This is a genomic window from Hydrogenophaga sp. (assembly GCF_019264445.1).
In the GTDB taxonomy this organism is placed as follows: domain Bacteria; phylum Pseudomonadota; class Gammaproteobacteria; order Burkholderiales; family Burkholderiaceae_C; genus Hydrogenophaga.
Window position 1 is genome coordinate 84,651 of record NZ_JAHVAB010000076.1, and the last position, 16,033, is coordinate 100,683.

Annotated in this window: 17 protein-coding genes and 1 tRNA gene; 13 read left to right on the plus strand and 5 right to left on the minus strand. The window is 62.3% G+C overall.

Annotation, left to right across the window (positions count from 1 at the left end; genetic code table 11):
- Positions 1 to 4 precede the first annotated feature (4 nt).
- A complete protein-coding gene (locus KXJ60_RS16870) occupies positions 5 to 1,153 on the minus strand; it encodes a trypsin-like peptidase domain-containing protein (protein ID WP_291130660.1) in 1,149 nt (382 codons plus the stop codon).
- A 161-nt stretch (positions 1,154 to 1,314) separates the two neighbouring features.
- Between KXJ60_RS16870 and KXJ60_RS16875 the strand changes: the two genes are divergently transcribed.
- Entirely contained in the window at positions 1,315 to 2,100 is a 786-nt protein-coding gene (locus KXJ60_RS16875; protein ID WP_291130662.1) for a Nif3-like dinuclear metal center hexameric protein, read from the plus strand.
- 8 nt (positions 2,101 to 2,108) lie between these two features.
- Complete coding sequence (gene pdxA / locus KXJ60_RS16880; RefSeq protein ID WP_291130749.1) at positions 2,109 to 3,149, plus strand: 4-hydroxythreonine-4-phosphate dehydrogenase PdxA; 1,041 nt, start codon at positions 2,109 to 2,111, stop codon at positions 3,147 to 3,149.
- A 50-nt stretch (positions 3,150 to 3,199) separates the two neighbouring features.
- Here pdxA and mscL read toward each other — a convergent pair whose 3' ends face one another.
- Entirely contained in the window at positions 3,200 to 3,628 is a 429-nt protein-coding gene (gene mscL / locus KXJ60_RS16885) for a large conductance mechanosensitive channel protein MscL (protein WP_291130665.1), read from the minus strand.
- A gap of 245 nt (positions 3,629 to 3,873) precedes the next feature.
- Between mscL and petA the strand changes: the two genes are divergently transcribed.
- The 6 genes from petA to KXJ60_RS16915 all read left to right on the plus strand — a co-directional run bounded on the left by petA (position 3,874) and on the right by KXJ60_RS16915 (position 8,089).
- On the plus strand, positions 3,874 to 4,482 hold the full coding sequence (gene petA / locus KXJ60_RS16890; RefSeq protein WP_291130666.1) for a ubiquinol-cytochrome c reductase iron-sulfur subunit: 609 nt from the start codon (positions 3,874 to 3,876) through the stop codon (positions 4,480 to 4,482).
- 37 nt (positions 4,483 to 4,519) lie between these two features.
- Positions 4,520 to 5,920 (plus strand): cytochrome bc complex cytochrome b subunit, encoded by a 1,401-nt coding sequence (locus KXJ60_RS16895; protein ID WP_291130668.1) that lies wholly within the window; start codon positions 4,520 to 4,522, stop codon positions 5,918 to 5,920.
- A gap of 32 nt (positions 5,921 to 5,952) precedes the next feature.
- Complete coding sequence (locus KXJ60_RS16900; protein ID WP_291130671.1) at positions 5,953 to 6,708, plus strand: cytochrome c1; 756 nt, start codon at positions 5,953 to 5,955, stop codon at positions 6,706 to 6,708.
- Between the two features lie 115 nt (positions 6,709 to 6,823).
- Positions 6,824 to 7,435 (plus strand): glutathione S-transferase N-terminal domain-containing protein, encoded by a 612-nt coding sequence (locus tag KXJ60_RS16905; protein WP_291121425.1) that lies wholly within the window; start codon positions 6,824 to 6,826, stop codon positions 7,433 to 7,435.
- 39 nt (positions 7,436 to 7,474) lie between these two features.
- A complete protein-coding gene (locus KXJ60_RS16910) occupies positions 7,475 to 7,999 on the plus strand; it encodes a ClpXP protease specificity-enhancing factor (protein WP_291130674.1) in 525 nt (174 codons plus the stop codon).
- A gap of 14 nt (positions 8,000 to 8,013) precedes the next feature.
- Positions 8,014 to 8,089, plus strand: a tRNA-Thr gene (locus KXJ60_RS16915).
- A gap of 34 nt (positions 8,090 to 8,123) precedes the next feature.
- On the opposite strand, the gene KXJ60_RS16920 is transcribed toward KXJ60_RS16915, so the two are convergent.
- Positions 8,124 to 8,441: a DciA family protein gene (locus KXJ60_RS16920; protein ID WP_363318052.1), complete on the minus strand. Its 318-nt coding sequence runs from the start codon at positions 8,439 to 8,441 to the stop codon at positions 8,124 to 8,126.
- A gap of 48 nt (positions 8,442 to 8,489) precedes the next feature.
- Here KXJ60_RS16920 and KXJ60_RS16925 point away from each other — a divergent pair, with 48 nt between their 5' ends.
- The 5 genes from KXJ60_RS16925 to KXJ60_RS16945 all read left to right on the plus strand — a co-directional run bounded on the left by KXJ60_RS16925 (position 8,490) and on the right by KXJ60_RS16945 (position 15,028).
- On the plus strand, positions 8,490 to 9,440 hold the full coding sequence (locus KXJ60_RS16925; protein WP_291130676.1) for a M23 family metallopeptidase: 951 nt from the start codon (positions 8,490 to 8,492) through the stop codon (positions 9,438 to 9,440).
- A gap of 171 nt (positions 9,441 to 9,611) precedes the next feature.
- A complete protein-coding gene (secA, locus tag KXJ60_RS16930; protein WP_291130677.1) occupies positions 9,612 to 12,374 on the plus strand; it encodes a preprotein translocase subunit SecA in 2,763 nt (920 codons plus the stop codon).
- Positions 12,375 to 12,456: 82 nt separating this feature from the next.
- Positions 12,457 to 13,704 (plus strand): bifunctional glutamate N-acetyltransferase/amino-acid acetyltransferase ArgJ, encoded by a 1,248-nt coding sequence (argJ, locus tag KXJ60_RS16935; RefSeq protein WP_291130679.1) that lies wholly within the window; start codon positions 12,457 to 12,459, stop codon positions 13,702 to 13,704.
- Complete coding sequence (locus KXJ60_RS16940) at positions 13,701 to 14,579, plus strand: ATP-binding protein (protein ID WP_291130681.1); 879 nt, start codon at positions 13,701 to 13,703, stop codon at positions 14,577 to 14,579. Before argJ ends, KXJ60_RS16940 begins: the two co-directional genes overlap by 4 nt.
- Positions 14,576 to 15,028: an NUDIX domain-containing protein gene (locus KXJ60_RS16945; protein ID WP_291130684.1), complete on the plus strand. Its 453-nt coding sequence runs from the start codon at positions 14,576 to 14,578 to the stop codon at positions 15,026 to 15,028. Before KXJ60_RS16940 ends, KXJ60_RS16945 begins: the two co-directional genes overlap by 4 nt.
- Positions 15,029 to 15,057: 29 nt before the next feature.
- Here KXJ60_RS16945 and KXJ60_RS16950 read toward each other — a convergent pair whose 3' ends face one another.
- Both KXJ60_RS16950 and zapD read right to left on the minus strand, forming a co-directional pair.
- The gene (locus KXJ60_RS16950) at positions 15,058 to 15,255 is read right to left on the minus strand and encodes a DNA gyrase inhibitor YacG (RefSeq protein ID WP_291130687.1); all 198 of its coding nucleotides are present in this window, start codon (positions 15,253 to 15,255) and stop codon (positions 15,058 to 15,060) included.
- 7 nt (positions 15,256 to 15,262) lie between these two features.
- Positions 15,263 to 16,018: a cell division protein ZapD gene (gene zapD / locus KXJ60_RS16955; protein ID WP_291130756.1), complete on the minus strand. Its 756-nt coding sequence runs from the start codon at positions 16,016 to 16,018 to the stop codon at positions 15,263 to 15,265.
- Between the last annotated feature and the right edge of the window lie 15 nt (positions 16,019 to 16,033).

Genomic DNA, 16,033 nt, shown 5'->3' on the forward strand with positions numbered 1-16,033 from the left:
GCTGTCAGCGGGGAGCGGCTTGCTGTCGCGGAAGGTTGCGGCGGCCTGGCGTGACCTCGATGGTGGTGTTGCCGTCACGCCGAACGACGTCGAGCGTGGCGGGCTTCCCTGGTGAAAGATTGGCCACCGCCGACAGGAGTTGTGCCACGTTGTTCACCTTGCGACCGGCCACAGCAGTGATCACATCGCCCGGGCGGATGCCGGCTTGTGCAGCGGGCCCGTTTTGCAGCACACCGCTGATGATCACGCCGGTGCCAGGCTTCATGCCGAAATTTTCAGCCAGTTCTGCGCTCAGGTCTTGTGGCTCAACGCCGATCCAGCCGCGTGTGACCTGACCGTCTTTCACGATGGCCTCCATCACGCTGCGTGCGGTCGATGTGGGAATGGCAAAGCCAATGCCCATGGAGCCGCCGGAGCGCGAGTAGATGGCCGTGTTGATGCCCATCAGCTGGCCGCTGACATCTACCAGCGCACCGCCAGAGTTGCCCGGGTTGATGGCCGCATCGGTCTGAATGAAGTTTTCGAATGTGTTGATGCCCAGCTGTGTGCGGCCCAGCGCGCTCACGATGCCGCTGGTGACCGTCTGGCCGACCCCGAACGGATTGCCGATGGCCAGCACCTGGTCACCAATCTCCAGCGCATCCGAATTGCCGAGCGTGATCACGGGCAGATCGGTCAGGTTGATTTTCAGAATGGCCAGGTCGGTTTCCGGGTCGGTTCCGATGACCTGTGCCACCGCCTTGCGGCCGTCGTTTAGGATGACCTCGATCTCGTCGGCTTCTTCGATGACGTGATTGTTGGTGAGGACATAACCCGCAGGGCTGACGATCACGCCAGAGCCGAGTCCGCTTTGTTGCTGGGACGGCGCCTGGTCACCGAAGAAAAAGCGAAACCATGGGTCCGCGCTCTGCGGGTTGGCAGCGGGTGCCTTGCTGGTGTTGATGCTGACGACCGCCCCGGAGGCAATGCGCGCCGCTGTTCTGAAGCTGCCCGTGCCATCGGTGGTGGCCACGGGTGTGCCCGATGGCGCTTCGAACACGGGCACCACCGTGGCTTGACGCCCCAGCCACTGCGGCTGAAGGGTGCTGACCACAAAAAGAGCCGCCACCAGGCAGGTGACGGTTTGGGCAAACAGGAGCCAGAGACGTTTCATGTGCGGAGTGATCGGGTTGAATGGTGCGCGGTCCGGGCGCCACGGCCGGTATTGTCCCGCATATGCGCCGCGCGCAGCAGGCTTCAAGCCCCCGCTTGAATGCCGCAGGGGTGCCGTGTGGGTGTCAGAATGACCGTTTCCTGTTTGCTCAATAACGCGCCATGTCCGCACAAAATCCTGAAGGCCCGTTCGCTACCCGCACGGCGCTCACCGAAGCGCTCGATGCCCTGCTGGTGCCAGCCCAGTTCAAGGACTACGGCCCCAACGGCCTCCAGGTTGAGGGGCGGATGCACGTGCGCAAGCTGGTCAGCGGTGTGACCGCGAGTCTGGCCTTGATTGAAGCGGCTGTAGGAGAGGGGGCGGATGCGCTTTTGGTCCACCATGGCTTGTTCTGGCGTGGGCAAGAGGGCCGTGTCACTGGGTGGATGAAGGCGCGTCTTGCGAAGCTGCTGGCGCACGACATCAACTTGCTGGCGTATCACCTTCCACTGGATGCTCACCCCCAGCTGGGCAACAACGCCCAACTCGCGCGGCATCTTGGCGTGGACATCTACCCCGATGGTCGGGGGCGCTTTGGCGAGCAATCACTCGGCTTCATGGGTGAGCGCCGCTCTGAAAGTGCCCGCGCGCTGGCCGATCACATCGCGCAGCGCCTAGGGCGAACGGTGACTTTGGTGACCGGAGAGGATCGCCCGGTGCACCGGGTTGCCATGTGCACCGGTGGCGCGCAAAGTTACTTCGAAGCGGCGATTGCCGCCGGTGCGGATGTGTTTGTGACGGGCGAAATTTCCGAGCCTCAAGCGCACTACGCGCGTGAATGCGGCGTGGCCTACATCGCCTGCGGTCATCACGCTTCCGAGCGCTATGGAGCGCCTGCGGTAGGTGCGCACGTGGCAGCACAGCTCGGGCTGACACATGTGTTTATCGATATCGACAACCCAGCTTGAACCAACCCATGCCTGCATTGCATTCCCGCCCGGTTGTTCTGACCATGGGCGATCCCGCTGGTATCGGGCCAGAGATCATTGTCAAAGCCTTTCGAGAGCGTCCGGCGCTGCAGCGTCAGTTGGTGGTGGCGGGGGATGTGTCCACGCTGCAGCGTGCGTTGCGCGTCACCGCCGCTGGAACCGCCTCGGCGGTCGAGAGTCTGTTGCTGGCGGAGATTGGCGACATGGCAGACCTTGCTGCCGTGCCGCCGGGCTGCATGGCGGTGGTGCAGGCGTGCTCCCTGGCGCAACCCGCGGCATGGGGTGCGATCAGCGGGCAAGCGGGGCTCGCCGCGGCGCAGTGCATCCGTTGGGCTGCACAGGCGGCGTTGACGGGCGAAGCGCGCGCCGTGGTGACCGCGCCCATTCACAAGGAGGCCTTGTCCGCCGCGGGAGTGACTTACCCAGGCCATACCGAGTTGTTGCAGGCCGAGGCGGCCGGGTATTTGGGCGTGCCGGTATCGGCGCTGCCTGTGCGCATGATGCTCAGCTGCCCGGGATTGAGCACCGTCCTGGTGAGCATCCATGTGTCGTTGCAGCAGGCCTTGAAGGCCGTGACCCCCGATCAGGTGTTGCAGACCATTCGCATCACCCATTCCTACTTTCAGCGGGCGGGCATGGCGATGCCCCGTATTGCAGTGGCAGGTCTGAACCCGCATGCGGGTGAGGGTGGGCTCTTCGGGCGGGAGGAGATCGAGTCCATCGCGCCAGCGATCGAGCTCGCGCGCCAAGAGGGGATCGACGCCTCGGGACCGCACGCGCCCGATACGGTCTTCATGAGGGCGCGCCAGGGTGCCTTCGATGTGGTGGTGGCGATGTACCACGACCAAGGGCTGATTCCCGTGAAATTGCTCGGCCTGGAGCACGGCGTGAACACCACGCTGGGGTTGCCCTTTGTCCGCACCAGCCCGGATCATGGCACTGCCTTTGATCTGGCGGGCACCGGAAGCGCCAGCGCATCCAGCCTGCTGGCCTCGGTGGATGCCGCCTTGGCCGCTACCGCCGTTTGACACGCGGCAGGCCGGCTCGCCTGCCGCTCAACAACAGGTTTGGACCTGGCTTACTTGCGCAGGCTGTCGCGAATCTCGCGCAGCAGCGCGATGTCTTCGGGCGTTGCCGCAGGTTCTGGGGGTGCGGCGGGCGTTTCGCGCTTGAGCCGATTGATCTGCTTCACCATGATGAAGATGATGAACGCCATGATCGTGAAGTTCAGCGCTACGGTGATGAAGTTGCCGTACGCGAGCGTGGGGACTCCCGCCGCCTTCAATGCAGCCAGCGTAGGTGCCGTGCCTTCTGGCACCCGACCCAGCGCGATGAACAGGTTGGTGAAATCCAGGCTGCCGAAAATCGCGCCCACGATGGGCATGATCACGTCGTCGACCATGGAGGTCACGATCTTGCCAAAGGCGCCGCCGATGATCACGCCCACGGCGAGATCGATGACATTGCCCTTGACGGCGAATTCCTTGAACTCTTGCAGCATGCCCATGGTGTTCCTCCAGATATTGGGTGCCGGGCGGCTGTGAATGCCGGCCCGGTCATTTGCAGACCGGGAAGATTCTCACACAGTTGGTCTGGTTCGCTGGCCGCTTGCGGACCGCCGCGCCGTCGCTTGCTTGAACTGCGCTCAATAGCCCAGTCCCAAACCCCGGCAAGGGGAAGAGCCGCTTGACTGCTCCAGTACAATGCCGGGTTGTCTCTAGTGTCCGTCTTGTCCCTCATTGAAAGAGCCCCATGAGTGAAGCAACCGCCGGTGCGACCGTCGATCGCAGCCGCAGAACCTGGCTGATCACCTCCTGCGCCATGGGTGGCGCCGGTGCAGCCGCCGTCGCCGTACCCTTCGTGAGCACCTTCCAGCCGTCCGAGCGTGCCAAAGCCGCCGGTGCCGCCGTGGAAGTGGACATCTCCGGCATCCAGCCGGGTGAAAAAATGGTGGTCGAATGGCGCGGCAAGCCCGTGTGGATCCTTCGCCGCACGCCCGAGCAGCTTGCGGCCCTGGAGACGATCGATGGGCAGCTTGCCGATCCCAACTCCGATCGCACCGCCTACCCGACGCCCGCATACGCCAAGAACCGCCACCGTTCCATCAAGCCCGAGTTTCTCGTGACCGTGGGCATCTGCACCCACCTCGGCTGCTCCCCCGGCGACAAGCTGACGCCTGGACCCCAGCCGTCGCTGCCAGACGACTGGAAGGGTGGCTTCCTGTGCGCATGCCACGGCTCCACCTTTGACGTGGCGGGTCGCGTTTTCAAGAACAAGCCGGCTCCCGACAACCTGGAAGTGCCGCCCCACTATTACCTGTCCGACACCACCTTGCTGGTGGGCGAAGAAAAGCAGGCCTGAGCGGCGCTGGCAGACAACGGATCACAGAGGCATCCCCATGGCTGAATTCAAAGAAATTTCCCCCGACGCACCCATCGGTCAGAAAGCGCTGAACTGGGTCGACAACCGGTTCCCGCTCTCCAAACTCTACAAAGAGCACCTGTCCGAGTACTACGCGCCCAAGAACTTCAACTTCTGGTACTTCTTCGGCTCCCTCGCACTCCTGGTTCTGGTGATCCAGATCGTGACGGGCATCTTCCTGGTGATGCACTACAAACCCGATGCCAACCTCGCGTTTGCTTCGGTCGAGTACATCATGCGCGACGTGCCTTGGGGCTGGCTGATCCGTTACATGCATTCCACCGGCGCCTCTGCGTTCTTTGTGGTGGTGTACATGCACATGTTCCGTGGCCTGATCTACGGCAGCTACCGCAAGCCTCGCGAGCTGGTATGGGTCTTTGGCTGTGCGATTTTCCTTTGCCTCATGGCAGAAGCCTTCATGGGCTATCTGCTGCCCTGGGGCCAGATGTCGTACTGGGGCGCCCAGGTGATCGTCAACCTGTTCTCGGCGATTCCCTTTGTCGGCCCCGACCTGGCGCTGCTGATTCGCGGTGACTTCGTGGTGGGAGACGCCACGCTGAATCGCTTCTTCAGCTTCCACGTGATCGCAGTACCGCTGGTGCTGCTGGGTCTTGTTGTGGCTCACATCATCGCGCTGCATGAAGTGGGTTCCAACAACCCCGACGGTGTGGAAATCAAGGCGACGAAGGACGCATCGGGCAAGCCCCTGGACGGCATTCCTTTCCACCCTTACTACACGGTGCACGACATTTTGGGCGTGTCCGTCTTCCTGATGGCGTTCTCGGCCATCATCTTCTTCGCGCCTGAGTTCGGCGGGTACTTCCTCGAGTACAACAACTTCATCCCGGCCGATCCGCTGGTGACGCCTCTGCACATCGCTCCGGTCTGGTATTTCACGCCGTTCTACTCGATGCTGCGCGCCATCACCACCGAGATGATGTACGCCCTTGTGGTCATCGTCGTGATCGCCGCTGTGCTGGGAGCCCTCAAGGCCAAGGTGGCCGCGGCTGTCAAGGGCGGTATCGTCATTGGCGCCCTGGTGCTGGTGGCCCTGATGCTGTCCATCGATGCCAAGTTCTGGGGCGTCGTTGCCATGGGTGGCGCGGTGATCATTCTGTTCTTCCTGCCTTGGCTGGACCACAGCCCCGTGAAGTCGATCCGCTATCGTCCCACTTGGAACATCTGGCTGTACGCCGTGTTCGTGATCAACTTCCTGATCTTGGGCTATCTCGGTGTTCTGCCTCCATCGCCCATCGGCGAGCGTGTATCTCAAGTCGGCACCCTGTTCTACTTTGGCTTCTTCCTGTTGATGCCTTGGTGGAGTCGCCTGGGCGAGTTCAAGCCAGTGCCCAATCGCGTCACGTTCCAGCCCCACTGAATCCCAAAGAGCCATTCCGGAGAGTCAAGCAAATGAAAAAAATCCTCTTGGGCTTCATGCTGGCACTGGGCATGTCGGGTGCGGCGCTGGCTGCAGGCGGCGGCATCCCTCTCGACAAGGCGCCAAAGCGCACGAACGACATGGCAGCGCTGCAGAACGGCGCCAAATTGTTCGTCAACTACTGCCTGAGCTGCCACTCGGCCGCCTTCATGCGCTACAACCGGCTGCGTGATATCGGTCTGACCGACAAGCAGATTTCAGAAAACCTGGTTTTCACCACCGACAAGATCGGCGACACGATGAAGGCGTCGATCGATCCGAAGCAGGCGAAGCAGTTCTTTGGGGTGAATCCACCCGACCTGACCCTGATCGCCCGCTCGCGCTCGAGTGGCGCTGGTACTGGTGCCGACTACGTCTACACGCTTCTTCGCAGCTACTACCGCGACGAGACCAAGCCGACGGGTTGGAACAACCTTGCCTTCCCCAACATCGGTATGCCACATCCCTTGTGGGAGCTGCAGGGCGAACGCCGCCCGGTGTATGAGAAGGTGATGAGTCACGGCCACGAGGTGGATCGTGTGAAGGGCTGGACGCAGGTCAAGCCCGGCACCTTGAGCGACGCGCGCTACGACGATAACGTCGGCGACCTGGTGGCTTACCTGCAGTGGATGGCCGAGCCGGCGCAGAATTCCCGCGTGCGCATTGGCGTGTGGGTGCTGTTGTTCCTGGCCGCGTTCACCGTGATCGCCTGGCGTCTGAACGCCGCGTTCTGGAAAGACATCAAGTAACCGTACCCGGGTGAGACGGCCTCATTGCAGGCCGTTTCGACCGTCCCACAGTGGTTTGCAGTGCCTTGCAGGCATTCATGCAAACCACTGTTTTTTGCTTTAAGGAGACTCCCACATGATGGTCTTGTATTCGGGCACGACCTGCCCTTACTCCCACCGCTGCCGCTTCGTGCTGTTTGAAAAAGGCATGGACTTCGAAATCCGGGATGTCGACCTCTACAACAAGCCCGAAGACATCAGCGTGATGAATCCCTACGGTCAGGTGCCCATCCTGGTCGAACGTGACCTGATCCTGTACGAGTCGAACATCATCAACGAGTACATCGATGAGCGCTTCCCGCACCCGCAGCTCATGCCTGGTGACCCCGTTGACCGCGCGCGCGTGCGCCTGTTTCTCCTGAACTTCGAAAAGGAGCTCTTCACGCACGTGTCCATGCTCGAGTCGCGCAGCACCAAGGGCAATGAGAAGGCGCTGGAGAAGGCCCGTTCGCACATTCGCGATCGCCTGACCCAGCTGGCTCCGGTCTTCCTCAAGAACAAGTTCATGCTGGGCGACAATTTCTCCATGCTGGACGTCGCCATTGCCCCGCTGCTTTGGCGACTGGACTTCTACGGCATTGAGCTCAGCAAGAATGCAGCGCCGCTGTTGAAGTACGCCGAGCGCATCTTCTCGCGGCCGGCCTACATTGAAGCGCTGACACCTTCCGAAAAAGTGATGCGCAAGTAAGGGTGCCTGACCCTGCGCTGGCCTCCGCGTCCATCTGCCATGACTGCGTTCAAACAAGAAATTCCGTCAACGCGGCCGTACCTGATCCGTGCGTTGCACGAGTGGTGCGCCGACAACGGGTTTTCGCCCTACATCGCGGTACACGTGGATGCATCGGTTCGCGTGCCAATGGAGTTCGTCAAGAACGGGGAGATCGTGCTCAACGTCAGCATGGACGCGACGAGCTCGCTCAAGCTTGGCAATGACTTCATTGAGTTCAAGGCCCGTTTCGGTGGCGTAGCGCGAGAGATCATCGTGCCGGTCAGCCATGTCATTGCGATCTATGCCCGCGAAAACGGGCAAGGTATGGCATTTCCGGCTCCGCCTGCCGCGTCGCCGGTGGAGCCGGATGCGGGTCGTGTTTCCGGCCCTGCCGATGCCGAGGCGGACGCACACGCCCGTGGTGTCGCGTTGCGTTCGGTCCCCAACGATGGCGCGCACCCACCGTCTGAGCCGGGCGACGAGCCTGATCCACCCACGCCCGCGCGCCCCGGCGGCAAGCCTCAGCTCAAACGGGTCAAGTAAAATTTTTTGCGTTCGCCGCTTTAGCTCAGTTGGTAGAGCAATCGCCTTGTAAGCGATAGGTCGTCTGTTCGAGTCAGACAAGCGGCACCAACCACCCTCCGCACACGCCCGGGACAGGGCCCGCTCATCGTCCCGGTGTTTGGACTTTGATGCGGATTGCGGTAACCTGCGCACCCCTTTGGGTCAAAGTCTGTTGCAGTGAAGGCAACAGATGGCGCAGTTTGGTAGATGCCGCCGCGCTCGCCACGAGCAGGCACCACTCCTGGTCTTGCAGGGGCCCCGCCACGATGTGCGGGCGAAGAGCAGCCGGGATCAAGTGCTGAACCTGTTCGAGGCACCACCGGGACACCCGAATGCGCTCTTGAAGTGCCGCGAGCGGGGGCGCCGCGCCCAAAGCCTGCTCCAGGCTGAGCATGTGGAACGGGCGCTGGGTAGTAGACATGGATGAATGGTCCTCCGGTGCGGTCGGAGTGGCCCGGAAAGGTCAACAGTGCACATCATTATCACGGACGCCTGGCTGGCCAAGAGCCGGGCGATGCACCTCAGTGGGATCAAGCTCGTTGGCGTCGGTGTGCTGGCGTCCGTTGTGCTGATGCTGGGTGCGATCACAACGTACCACTGGGTGTTTCTCGAAGGCGTGCGCCAGGGCTGGCCGGGGTTCGCGTCCGTGGCGCGCCTGGTGCATCAAGACGAAGCCGCCTCCCAAAACGCTTACATGCGCGCCAACCTCGATGCCATGGCCCGCAAGCTGGGCGAGATGCAGGCGCGCATGGTGCAGATCGACTCGCTCGGTGAGCGGGTGGCTGGCTTGGCTGGATTGAGTCCCGCAGAGTTCAAGGCGGCGCCCGGTGCTGGCGGCGCACTGGTGGGGGGGCGAGATCTGAGCATGGAAGAGCTGATGGCCGCTCTGGAACGGATTGACCACACCAGCGGCTCCCGCGTTGACTGGCTGACGGTGGTGGAGTCGCGCCTTTTTGACCAGAAGATCCAGCGGACCATGGTGCCGACGGAGAAGCCCGTCGTCGGTGTTCAGGTGGGTTCCGCATTTGGCTTCCGCATTGACCCCATCACGGGTCGTTCTGCGTTGCACACGGGCCTGGACTTTCCGGCAGAACCCGGCACGCCCATCCTGTCGGCTGCGGGTGGCGTTGTGGTCGTGCAGGAGTACCACCCCGCCTACGGGAACATGGTCGAAGTCGACCACGGCAACGACCTGATCACCCGCTATGCCCACGCCTCCAGGGTGTTGGTGAAGAAGGGCGACATCGTGAAGCGTGGCCAGAAGATTGCAGAGGTCGGCTCGACAGGGCGGTCAACAGGTCCGCATCTGCACTTTGAGGTGTGGGTTTCTGGTGTCCCTCAAGACCCCCAGCGCTTCCTGGCGGCGGGTGAAAATTTGGCCAACGCAAAAACAGCCGGGCTGGGGCCCCGCAAGCCCTGAGCCGGGCCTTTTCACGCCGGGTAAAATGCGCGCTTTGCTCTTGAAAGCCCGGCGTTCGTCTGCACATCACGGGTAGCTTCCCGTCTTTTGCTCTCCCGGGTTCGCGAGAGCCCTCCTAAATCCAATCGCTTGCCCGGAGTCCGCAAGGGCGTCTGGCGCAGGCCCGCACGTATGGCCACAACCTTCCTCACCAAAATATTTGGTAGCCGCAATGACCGTCTTCTGAAGACCTATCGGAAGACGGTGGAGCGCATCAACGGGCTGGAGGCCAAGTTCGAGCAGCTCAGCGACGAGGAGCTGAAGGCACAAACCGAATCCTTCAAGCAGCGCATAGCGCAGGGTGAAGCCCTGGAGGCGCTGATTCCCGAGGCGTTCGCGGTGGTGCGTGAAGCCAGCAAGCGCGTCATGAAGATGCGCCACTTTGACGTGCAGTTGGTCGGTGGCCTGGCGTTGCACCACGGCAAGGTGGCCGAAATGCGCACCGGTGAGGGCAAAACGTTGACAGCCACGCTACCCGTCTACCTGAACGCCCTGACGGGCAAGGGTGTTCACGTGGTGACGGTGAACGACTACCTGGCGAGCCGTGACGCGCAGTGGATGGGCCGGCTCTACAACTTCCTCGGTCTTTCGGTCGGGATCAACCTGCCGCAAGCCCCCCGCGAAGACAAGCAGGCGGCGTATCGTGCCGACATCACCTACGGCACGAACAACGAGTACGGTTTTGACTACCTGCGCGACAACATGGTGTACGAGGCGGGTGACCGCGTGCAACGTGGACTGAACTTCGCCATCGTCGACGAGGTGGACTCGATCCTTATTGACGAAGCGCGCACGCCTCTGATCATCAGTGGCCAGGCCGAAGACCAGACGCAGGTGTACGTGGCGATCAAGCAGCTGGTGCCGCATCTGGTGCGACAGGAAGGCGAGGCGGACATTCGCACTGGCGAAGGCGTGATCAAGCCGGGTGACTTCACCGTGGATGAGAAGGCCCACTCCATCCACATGACCGAGCAAGGCCATGAAAATGCCGAGCGCCTTCTGAGCCAGGCAGGGTTGCTGCCTGAAGGCGCTTCGCTGTATGACCCCGCCAATATCGCGCTGCTGCACAACCTGGTGACGTCGCTCAAGGCGCATCACCTCTACCACCGTGACCAGCACTATGTGAACCAGGGTGGCGAGATCGTGATCGTCGACGAGTTCACCGGTCGTTTGATGTCGGGTCGTCGCTGGAGCGATGGTCTGCATCAGGCGGTGGAAGCCAAGGAAGGCGTGGCGATCCAGCCTGAGAACCAGACGCTGGCCTCGATCACCTTCCAGAACTATTTCCGCCTGTACAACAAGCTTTCGGGCATGACGGGTACTGCCGACACCGAGGCTTACGAGTTCCAGGAAATCTACGGTCTCGAAACGGTGGTGATTCCGCCCAACCGCCCCAGCAAGCGGTCGGACCAGCTCGACCGCGTGTACAAAACGACGAAAGAAAAGTACGTCGCGGCGATTGAAGACATTCGGGAATGCCACGAGCGCGGTCAGCCCGTGCTGGTGGGCACGTCGTCCATCGAAAACTCCGAGATCATTGCCAGCCTGCTGCAGGCCGAGAAGCTGCCTCACGAGGTGCTGAATGCGAAGCAGCACGCCCGGGAAGCCGACATCATCATTCAGGCGGGCCGCCCTGGTGCGATCACGATCGCGACCAACATGGCCGGTCGGGGCACCGACATCGTGCTCGGCGGCAACCTGGAGAAAATGGTTGACGCCGTGCAGAACGACGAGACGCTCGACGACGCCACCAAGGTGGCCCGCATCGAGGCGATCCGCCAGCAATGGCAGCAGGACCACGACAAGGTCAAGGCGCTGGGTGGTTTGCGCATCATCGCGACCGAGCGTCACGAATCGCGTCGTATCGACAACCAGCTGCGTGGGCGCTCTGGCCGTCAGGGTGACCCCGGTTCCTCGCGCTTCTACCTGAGCCTGGACGATTCGCTGATGCGCATCTTCGCGGGTGACCGCGTGCGCGCCATCATGGACCGCCTGAAGATGCCCGAGGGTGAGGCCATTGAGGCGGGTATCGTCACCCGCAGCATCGAGAGTGCCCAGCGCAAGGTGGAGGCCCGCAACTTCGACATCCGCAAGCAACTCCTAGAGTACGACGACGTCTCCAACGACCAGCGCAAGGTCATCTACCAGCAGCGCAACGACATTCTGGATGCCACGTCGCTGCGCGGCCAGATCGACGCGCTGCGAGAGGGTTGTTTCACGGACCTGGTGCATCAATACGTGCCTGAGGGCAGCGTGGAGGAGCAGTGGGACTTGCCGACCCTTGAGCGCGTGTTGCGCGAAGAGTGGGCCGTGGAGGCACCCGTCACGGCGTGGGTGTCTGAAGCCGAAGCCATTGACGCGGAGGAGATCGTCGAGCGCGTGGTGGCGGAGTCAAAGGCGGTGTTCGACGGCAAGGTGGCCCTGGTGGGCGAAGAGAACTTCACCCAGTTCGAGCGCGTGGTGCTGCTGCAAACCATTGACAGCCAGTGGCGTGAACACCTGGCCGCTCTGGACTATCTCCGCCAGGGCATTCACCTGCGTGGTTACGCACAGAAGCAGCCCAAGCAGGAGTACAAGCGCGAAGCGTTCATGTTGTTCGGGCAGTTGCTCGACAGCGTCAAGAACGACGTGACGCGTGTGCTCATGAATGTGCGCGTGCAGTCGCCCGAGCAGATCACCGCCGCAGCCGAGCAACTCGAAGAACGCGCCGAGCAAATTGCCAACGTGACCTACACGGCACCCACGGAAACGGGTGAAGCGGAGACCACCACCGACGCGGCCATCGCCGCAGCAGCGTCGCGTTCTGCGGGTGAGGTGCCGCGGGTGGGGCGCAACGATCCCTGCCCGTGTGGCAGCGGCAAGAAATACAAGCACTGCCACGGCAAGCTGGACTGACGGGTGGGGCGGGGCAGGATGTCGCAAGACGTCGGTGCCGCCGCATAGCATTCGCGTCTCTCGGTACATTCACGGAGTTCACATGCCTGTCCAACTCACCGCTCCCCTGGCCCAGGATTTGTTGCCCATTGCGGGCGTGCGCATCGGTGTCGCTGAGGCCGGTATCCGCAAGGCCCATCGCAAGGATCTCACCGTTTTTCTTCTCGATGAAGGCAGTGCAGTGGGTGCTGTGTTCACGCAGAACCGGTATGCCGCAGCACCCGTGCAGGTGTGCCGGGAGCATCTGGCTGCAGGGCAGGGCATTCGTGCGCTGGTGATCAACACGGGCAATGCCAACGCGGGCACGGGTCAGTCGGGCCTTTCTCATGCCCGGCAGACTTGCACCGCGCTGGCGCGTTCGCTGGGTCTGCACCATGAGCAGGTGTTGCCATTCTCAACGGGCGTGATCATGGAGCCTCTGCCGCTGGACCGCTTGTTGGCTGGATTGCCCATGGCGTTGTCCGATGCAGCCCAGCCCCAAACCGAGACAGGCGATCAGTGGCTGGGCGCCGCCCAGGGCATCATGACCACCGACACGCTGCCCAAGGCGTGCAGCCAGCGATTCGAGCTTGACGGACGACCCGTTCGCGCCACCGGCATCGCAAAAGGCGCGGGCATGATCCGGCCGAACATGGCAACGATGCTGGGTTTTCTGGCCACGGACGCCTGTGTGACTCCTGCGCTCATGGACACGCTGGCACGTCGGCTGGCGGATGCGTCGTTCAACCGCGTGACAGTGGATGGCGACACGAGCACCAACGATTCGTTCGTTGTGGTGGCCACCGGCCAGGCCGGTAATGCGCCCATCACTGACCTGGACAGCCCGGCAGGGCAGGTCCTGCTGAACGCTTTGACGATGGTGGCGCGCCAACTGGCCCACGCCATTGTTCGTGACGGCGAAGGCGCCACCAAGTTCATCACGGTGCAGGTGGAAGGCGGCAGGGACAACGCAGAGTGCCTGCTGGCCGCGTACGCCGTGGCGCACTCACCGTTGGTGAAAACGGCGTTCTTCGCCAGTGACCCCAATCTCGGCCGCATTCTGGCGGCGGTGGGCTACGCTGGCATACACGATCTGGATGTCAATGGCATCGATCTGCACCTGGGCGATGTGCATGTCGTGAAAGCCGGTGGACGACTCCCCGAGTACAAGGAAGAGGACGGCCAGCGCGCGATGAAAGCGGCCGAGATCGTGGTGCGCATCGGCTTGGGCCGCGGCACCGCAACCGAAACGGTGTGGACTTGTGACTTCAGCCACGACTACGTCACCATCAACGCCGACTACCGCTCATGAACGAAGCCTTCGAGCGTCTGCTGCAGCGCGCTGAGCAGCTCATACAGCGCATTGAGGCGGTGTTGCCCCAGCCCATGTCGGCACCAGACTGGGCGGCTGCCGTGGCTTGGCGCTACCGCAAGCGCAGCAGTGGTCATGGTGTGCTGGAGCCTGTGCGGCACGTCGGTGCCATGCGCCTGGGTGATTTGCAGGAGATCGACGGGCAGAAGGACAAGATCCAGCGCAATACCTTGCAGTTTGTGCAAGGCCTGCCCGCCAACAATGTGTTGCTGACGGGCGCGCGCGGCACCGGCAAATCTTCTTTGGTACGCGCTTGCCTCAATGAATACGCACCGCAAGGCCTTCGACTGATCGAGGTGGACAAGTCCGATCTGGTGGATCTGCCGGACATTGTGGAGGTGGTGGCTGATCGTCCGGAGCGCTTCATCGTGTTTTGCGATGACCTCAGCTTCGAAGACGGCGAACCGGGTTACAAGGCGCTCAAGTCCATCCTGGACGGATCGGTTTCTGCCGCAAGCCCGAATGTGTTGATATACGCCACGAGCAACCGGCGCCACCTGCTGCCCGAGTACATGAAGGACAACCTCACCTACACGCACACGGCCGATGGCGAAGTGCATCCGGGAGAGGTCATCGAAGAAAAGATCTCGCTGTCCGAGCGCTTCGGCCTCTGGGTGAGCTTTTATCCGTTCAGCCAGGACGAATACCTCGCCATCGTGGCGCAGTGGCTTTCCTCGCTGGGAATGTCTGCCGGCGACATCGAGGCGGCGCGGCCGCAGGCGCTGGTGTGGGCATTGGAGCGCGGCTCACGCAGTGGCCGGGTGGCCTATCAATTTGCGCGGGATTACGTTGGTACCCACGCGACTCGGGCATGAGCACGCCCGTGTTGGTGGTCGATGGCGACGCGGCGCTGCCTCGCCCCGCCGACAGGCCCGTGGTGGACGTGGCCGTGGGCATTTTGATCGCATCGGATGGCGCATTCCTGCTCACGTCTCGCCCTGCGGGCAAGGTGTATGCGGGGTACTGGGAGTTTCCGGGCGGCAAGCTCGAAGCGGGCGAAAACGTGGAGCAAGCGCTGCGCCGTGAACTGCAGGAAGAGCTTGGCGTCACCATCGGCGCGGCGCACATCTGGAAGGTATCGATGGTCGATTACCCCCACAGCTTGGTGCGACTGCATTTCTGCAAGGTGCGCGATTGGAGCGGTGATCTTCAAATGCGCGAAGGGCAACAGTTCGGCTGGCACACGTTGCCGGTATCGTGTCATCCGGTGTTGGCCGGTACGGTGCCCGTGCTGGAGTGGCTGGCTGCAGAGCAGGCGGGATGATGTAGCGCTCCGCTCAGCGTGTTCCTCGATCAGCTTTGCTCAAACCCCGGGTCGCTTTGACCTTCTTTTTCGGTCAGGCTGAACGATTCGTTTGCCCACGAACCCAGATCGATCTGCTTGCATCGCTCACTGCAGAATGGTCGGAACGCGTTGCTGGGCGCGTAGACGCTGGGCCCGCCACATTGGGGACAACGTACGGTGCGCGCGGGCGCTGTGGCATCGTTCATGACGGCCTCAGGCACAGAGGGTCAATTCGAACGCGGCGTCTTCCTGCGCTGGATGAAGACGGTCGTCGCTGCCGTGGCGCATCAACCGCACCGACAGCATCAGGCGGTTGCCACTGATTTCTGGAATCAGGCCGGTGGCTGGATCGATGCGAAGCCGCAGCAACTGGAACGTCCGACCCTGGGGCAGTGTGAGCTGGAACTGCCCGCCGGGGGCGACCACTTTTTGGGGGGAACCGGATTCGCGCAACATCTTGAGCAGCTGAACGATCGACTCCGCCAGCGGTGCCAGCGGCATCGACCAGCGATGCAGATCGGCGCGACGCTCTTCAGCGCTGTGGTGTTGCCAGTGGTAGTAGGCTGGCAAGTCGAACTCGCAAGTGCCACCCGGGATCCCGATGCGGCTGCGGATGCTCATCAACCAGTCGTTTTCCGTGAGCGCCTGGCCTGTCTTGCCGGTCATCTCGTTGAGCTGGGTGAAGCAGTCGTCCAGCTTCTGGATGACTTCTTCAAGGGCTTGCTCGGCGATCATCGGGTTGCCGCGGTAGCCGATGAGCTGCTGCTTGTGCCGGTCGAGGTCTTTGAGCACATCCGACTTCATGTCGGCACGCGCTGCGACATCCATGATCTCGAAGATCGTCTGAATGGCGTAGTGGTGGTCCAGTGGATGACTGCGTGGCACCAGTTCCACCATGCGACGAAACAGCTGTTCAAGCCGCAGGTAGGTGCGAATGCGTTCGTTGAAGGGGTAGTCGTACAGGATCACGGCGGCGGGATGTCG

Excerpts from the sequence above, each read along its gene's own strand:
- argJ (WP_291130679.1), top strand. The coding sequence starts at position 12,457 with ATGCCTGTCCAACTCACCGCTCCCCTGGCCCAGGATTTGTTGCCCATT.
- KXJ60_RS16895 (WP_291130668.1), top strand. The coding sequence starts at position 4,520 with ATGGCTGAATTCAAAGAAATTTCCCCCGACGCACCCATCGGTCAGAAA.
- pdxA (WP_291130749.1), top strand. The coding sequence starts at position 2,109 with ATGCCTGCATTGCATTCCCGCCCGGTTGTTCTGACCATGGGCGATCCC.
- KXJ60_RS16950 (WP_291130687.1), bottom strand. The coding sequence starts at position 15,255 with ATGAACGATGCCACAGCGCCCGCGCGCACCGTACGTTGTCCCCAATGT.
- petA (WP_291130666.1), top strand. The coding sequence starts at position 3,874 with ATGAGTGAAGCAACCGCCGGTGCGACCGTCGATCGCAGCCGCAGAACC.
- KXJ60_RS16945 (WP_291130684.1), top strand. The coding sequence starts at position 14,576 with ATGAGCACGCCCGTGTTGGTGGTCGATGGCGACGCGGCGCTGCCTCGC.
- KXJ60_RS16910 (WP_291130674.1), top strand. The coding sequence starts at position 7,475 with ATGACTGCGTTCAAACAAGAAATTCCGTCAACGCGGCCGTACCTGATC.
- KXJ60_RS16920 (WP_363318052.1), bottom strand. The coding sequence starts at position 8,441 with ATGTCTACTACCCAGCGCCCGTTCCACATGCTCAGCCTGGAGCAGGCT.
- KXJ60_RS16940 (WP_291130681.1), top strand. The coding sequence starts at position 13,701 with ATGAACGAAGCCTTCGAGCGTCTGCTGCAGCGCGCTGAGCAGCTCATA.
- KXJ60_RS16905 (WP_291121425.1), top strand. The coding sequence starts at position 6,824 with ATGATGGTCTTGTATTCGGGCACGACCTGCCCTTACTCCCACCGCTGC.
- KXJ60_RS16870 (WP_291130660.1), bottom strand. The coding sequence starts at position 1,153 with ATGAAACGTCTCTGGCTCCTGTTTGCCCAAACCGTCACCTGCCTGGTG.
- secA (WP_291130677.1), top strand. The coding sequence starts at position 9,612 with ATGGCCACAACCTTCCTCACCAAAATATTTGGTAGCCGCAATGACCGT.
- KXJ60_RS16900 (WP_291130671.1), top strand. The coding sequence starts at position 5,953 with ATGAAAAAAATCCTCTTGGGCTTCATGCTGGCACTGGGCATGTCGGGT.
- KXJ60_RS16875 (WP_291130662.1), top strand. The coding sequence starts at position 1,315 with ATGTCCGCACAAAATCCTGAAGGCCCGTTCGCTACCCGCACGGCGCTC.
- mscL (WP_291130665.1), bottom strand. The coding sequence starts at position 3,628 with ATGGGCATGCTGCAAGAGTTCAAGGAATTCGCCGTCAAGGGCAATGTC.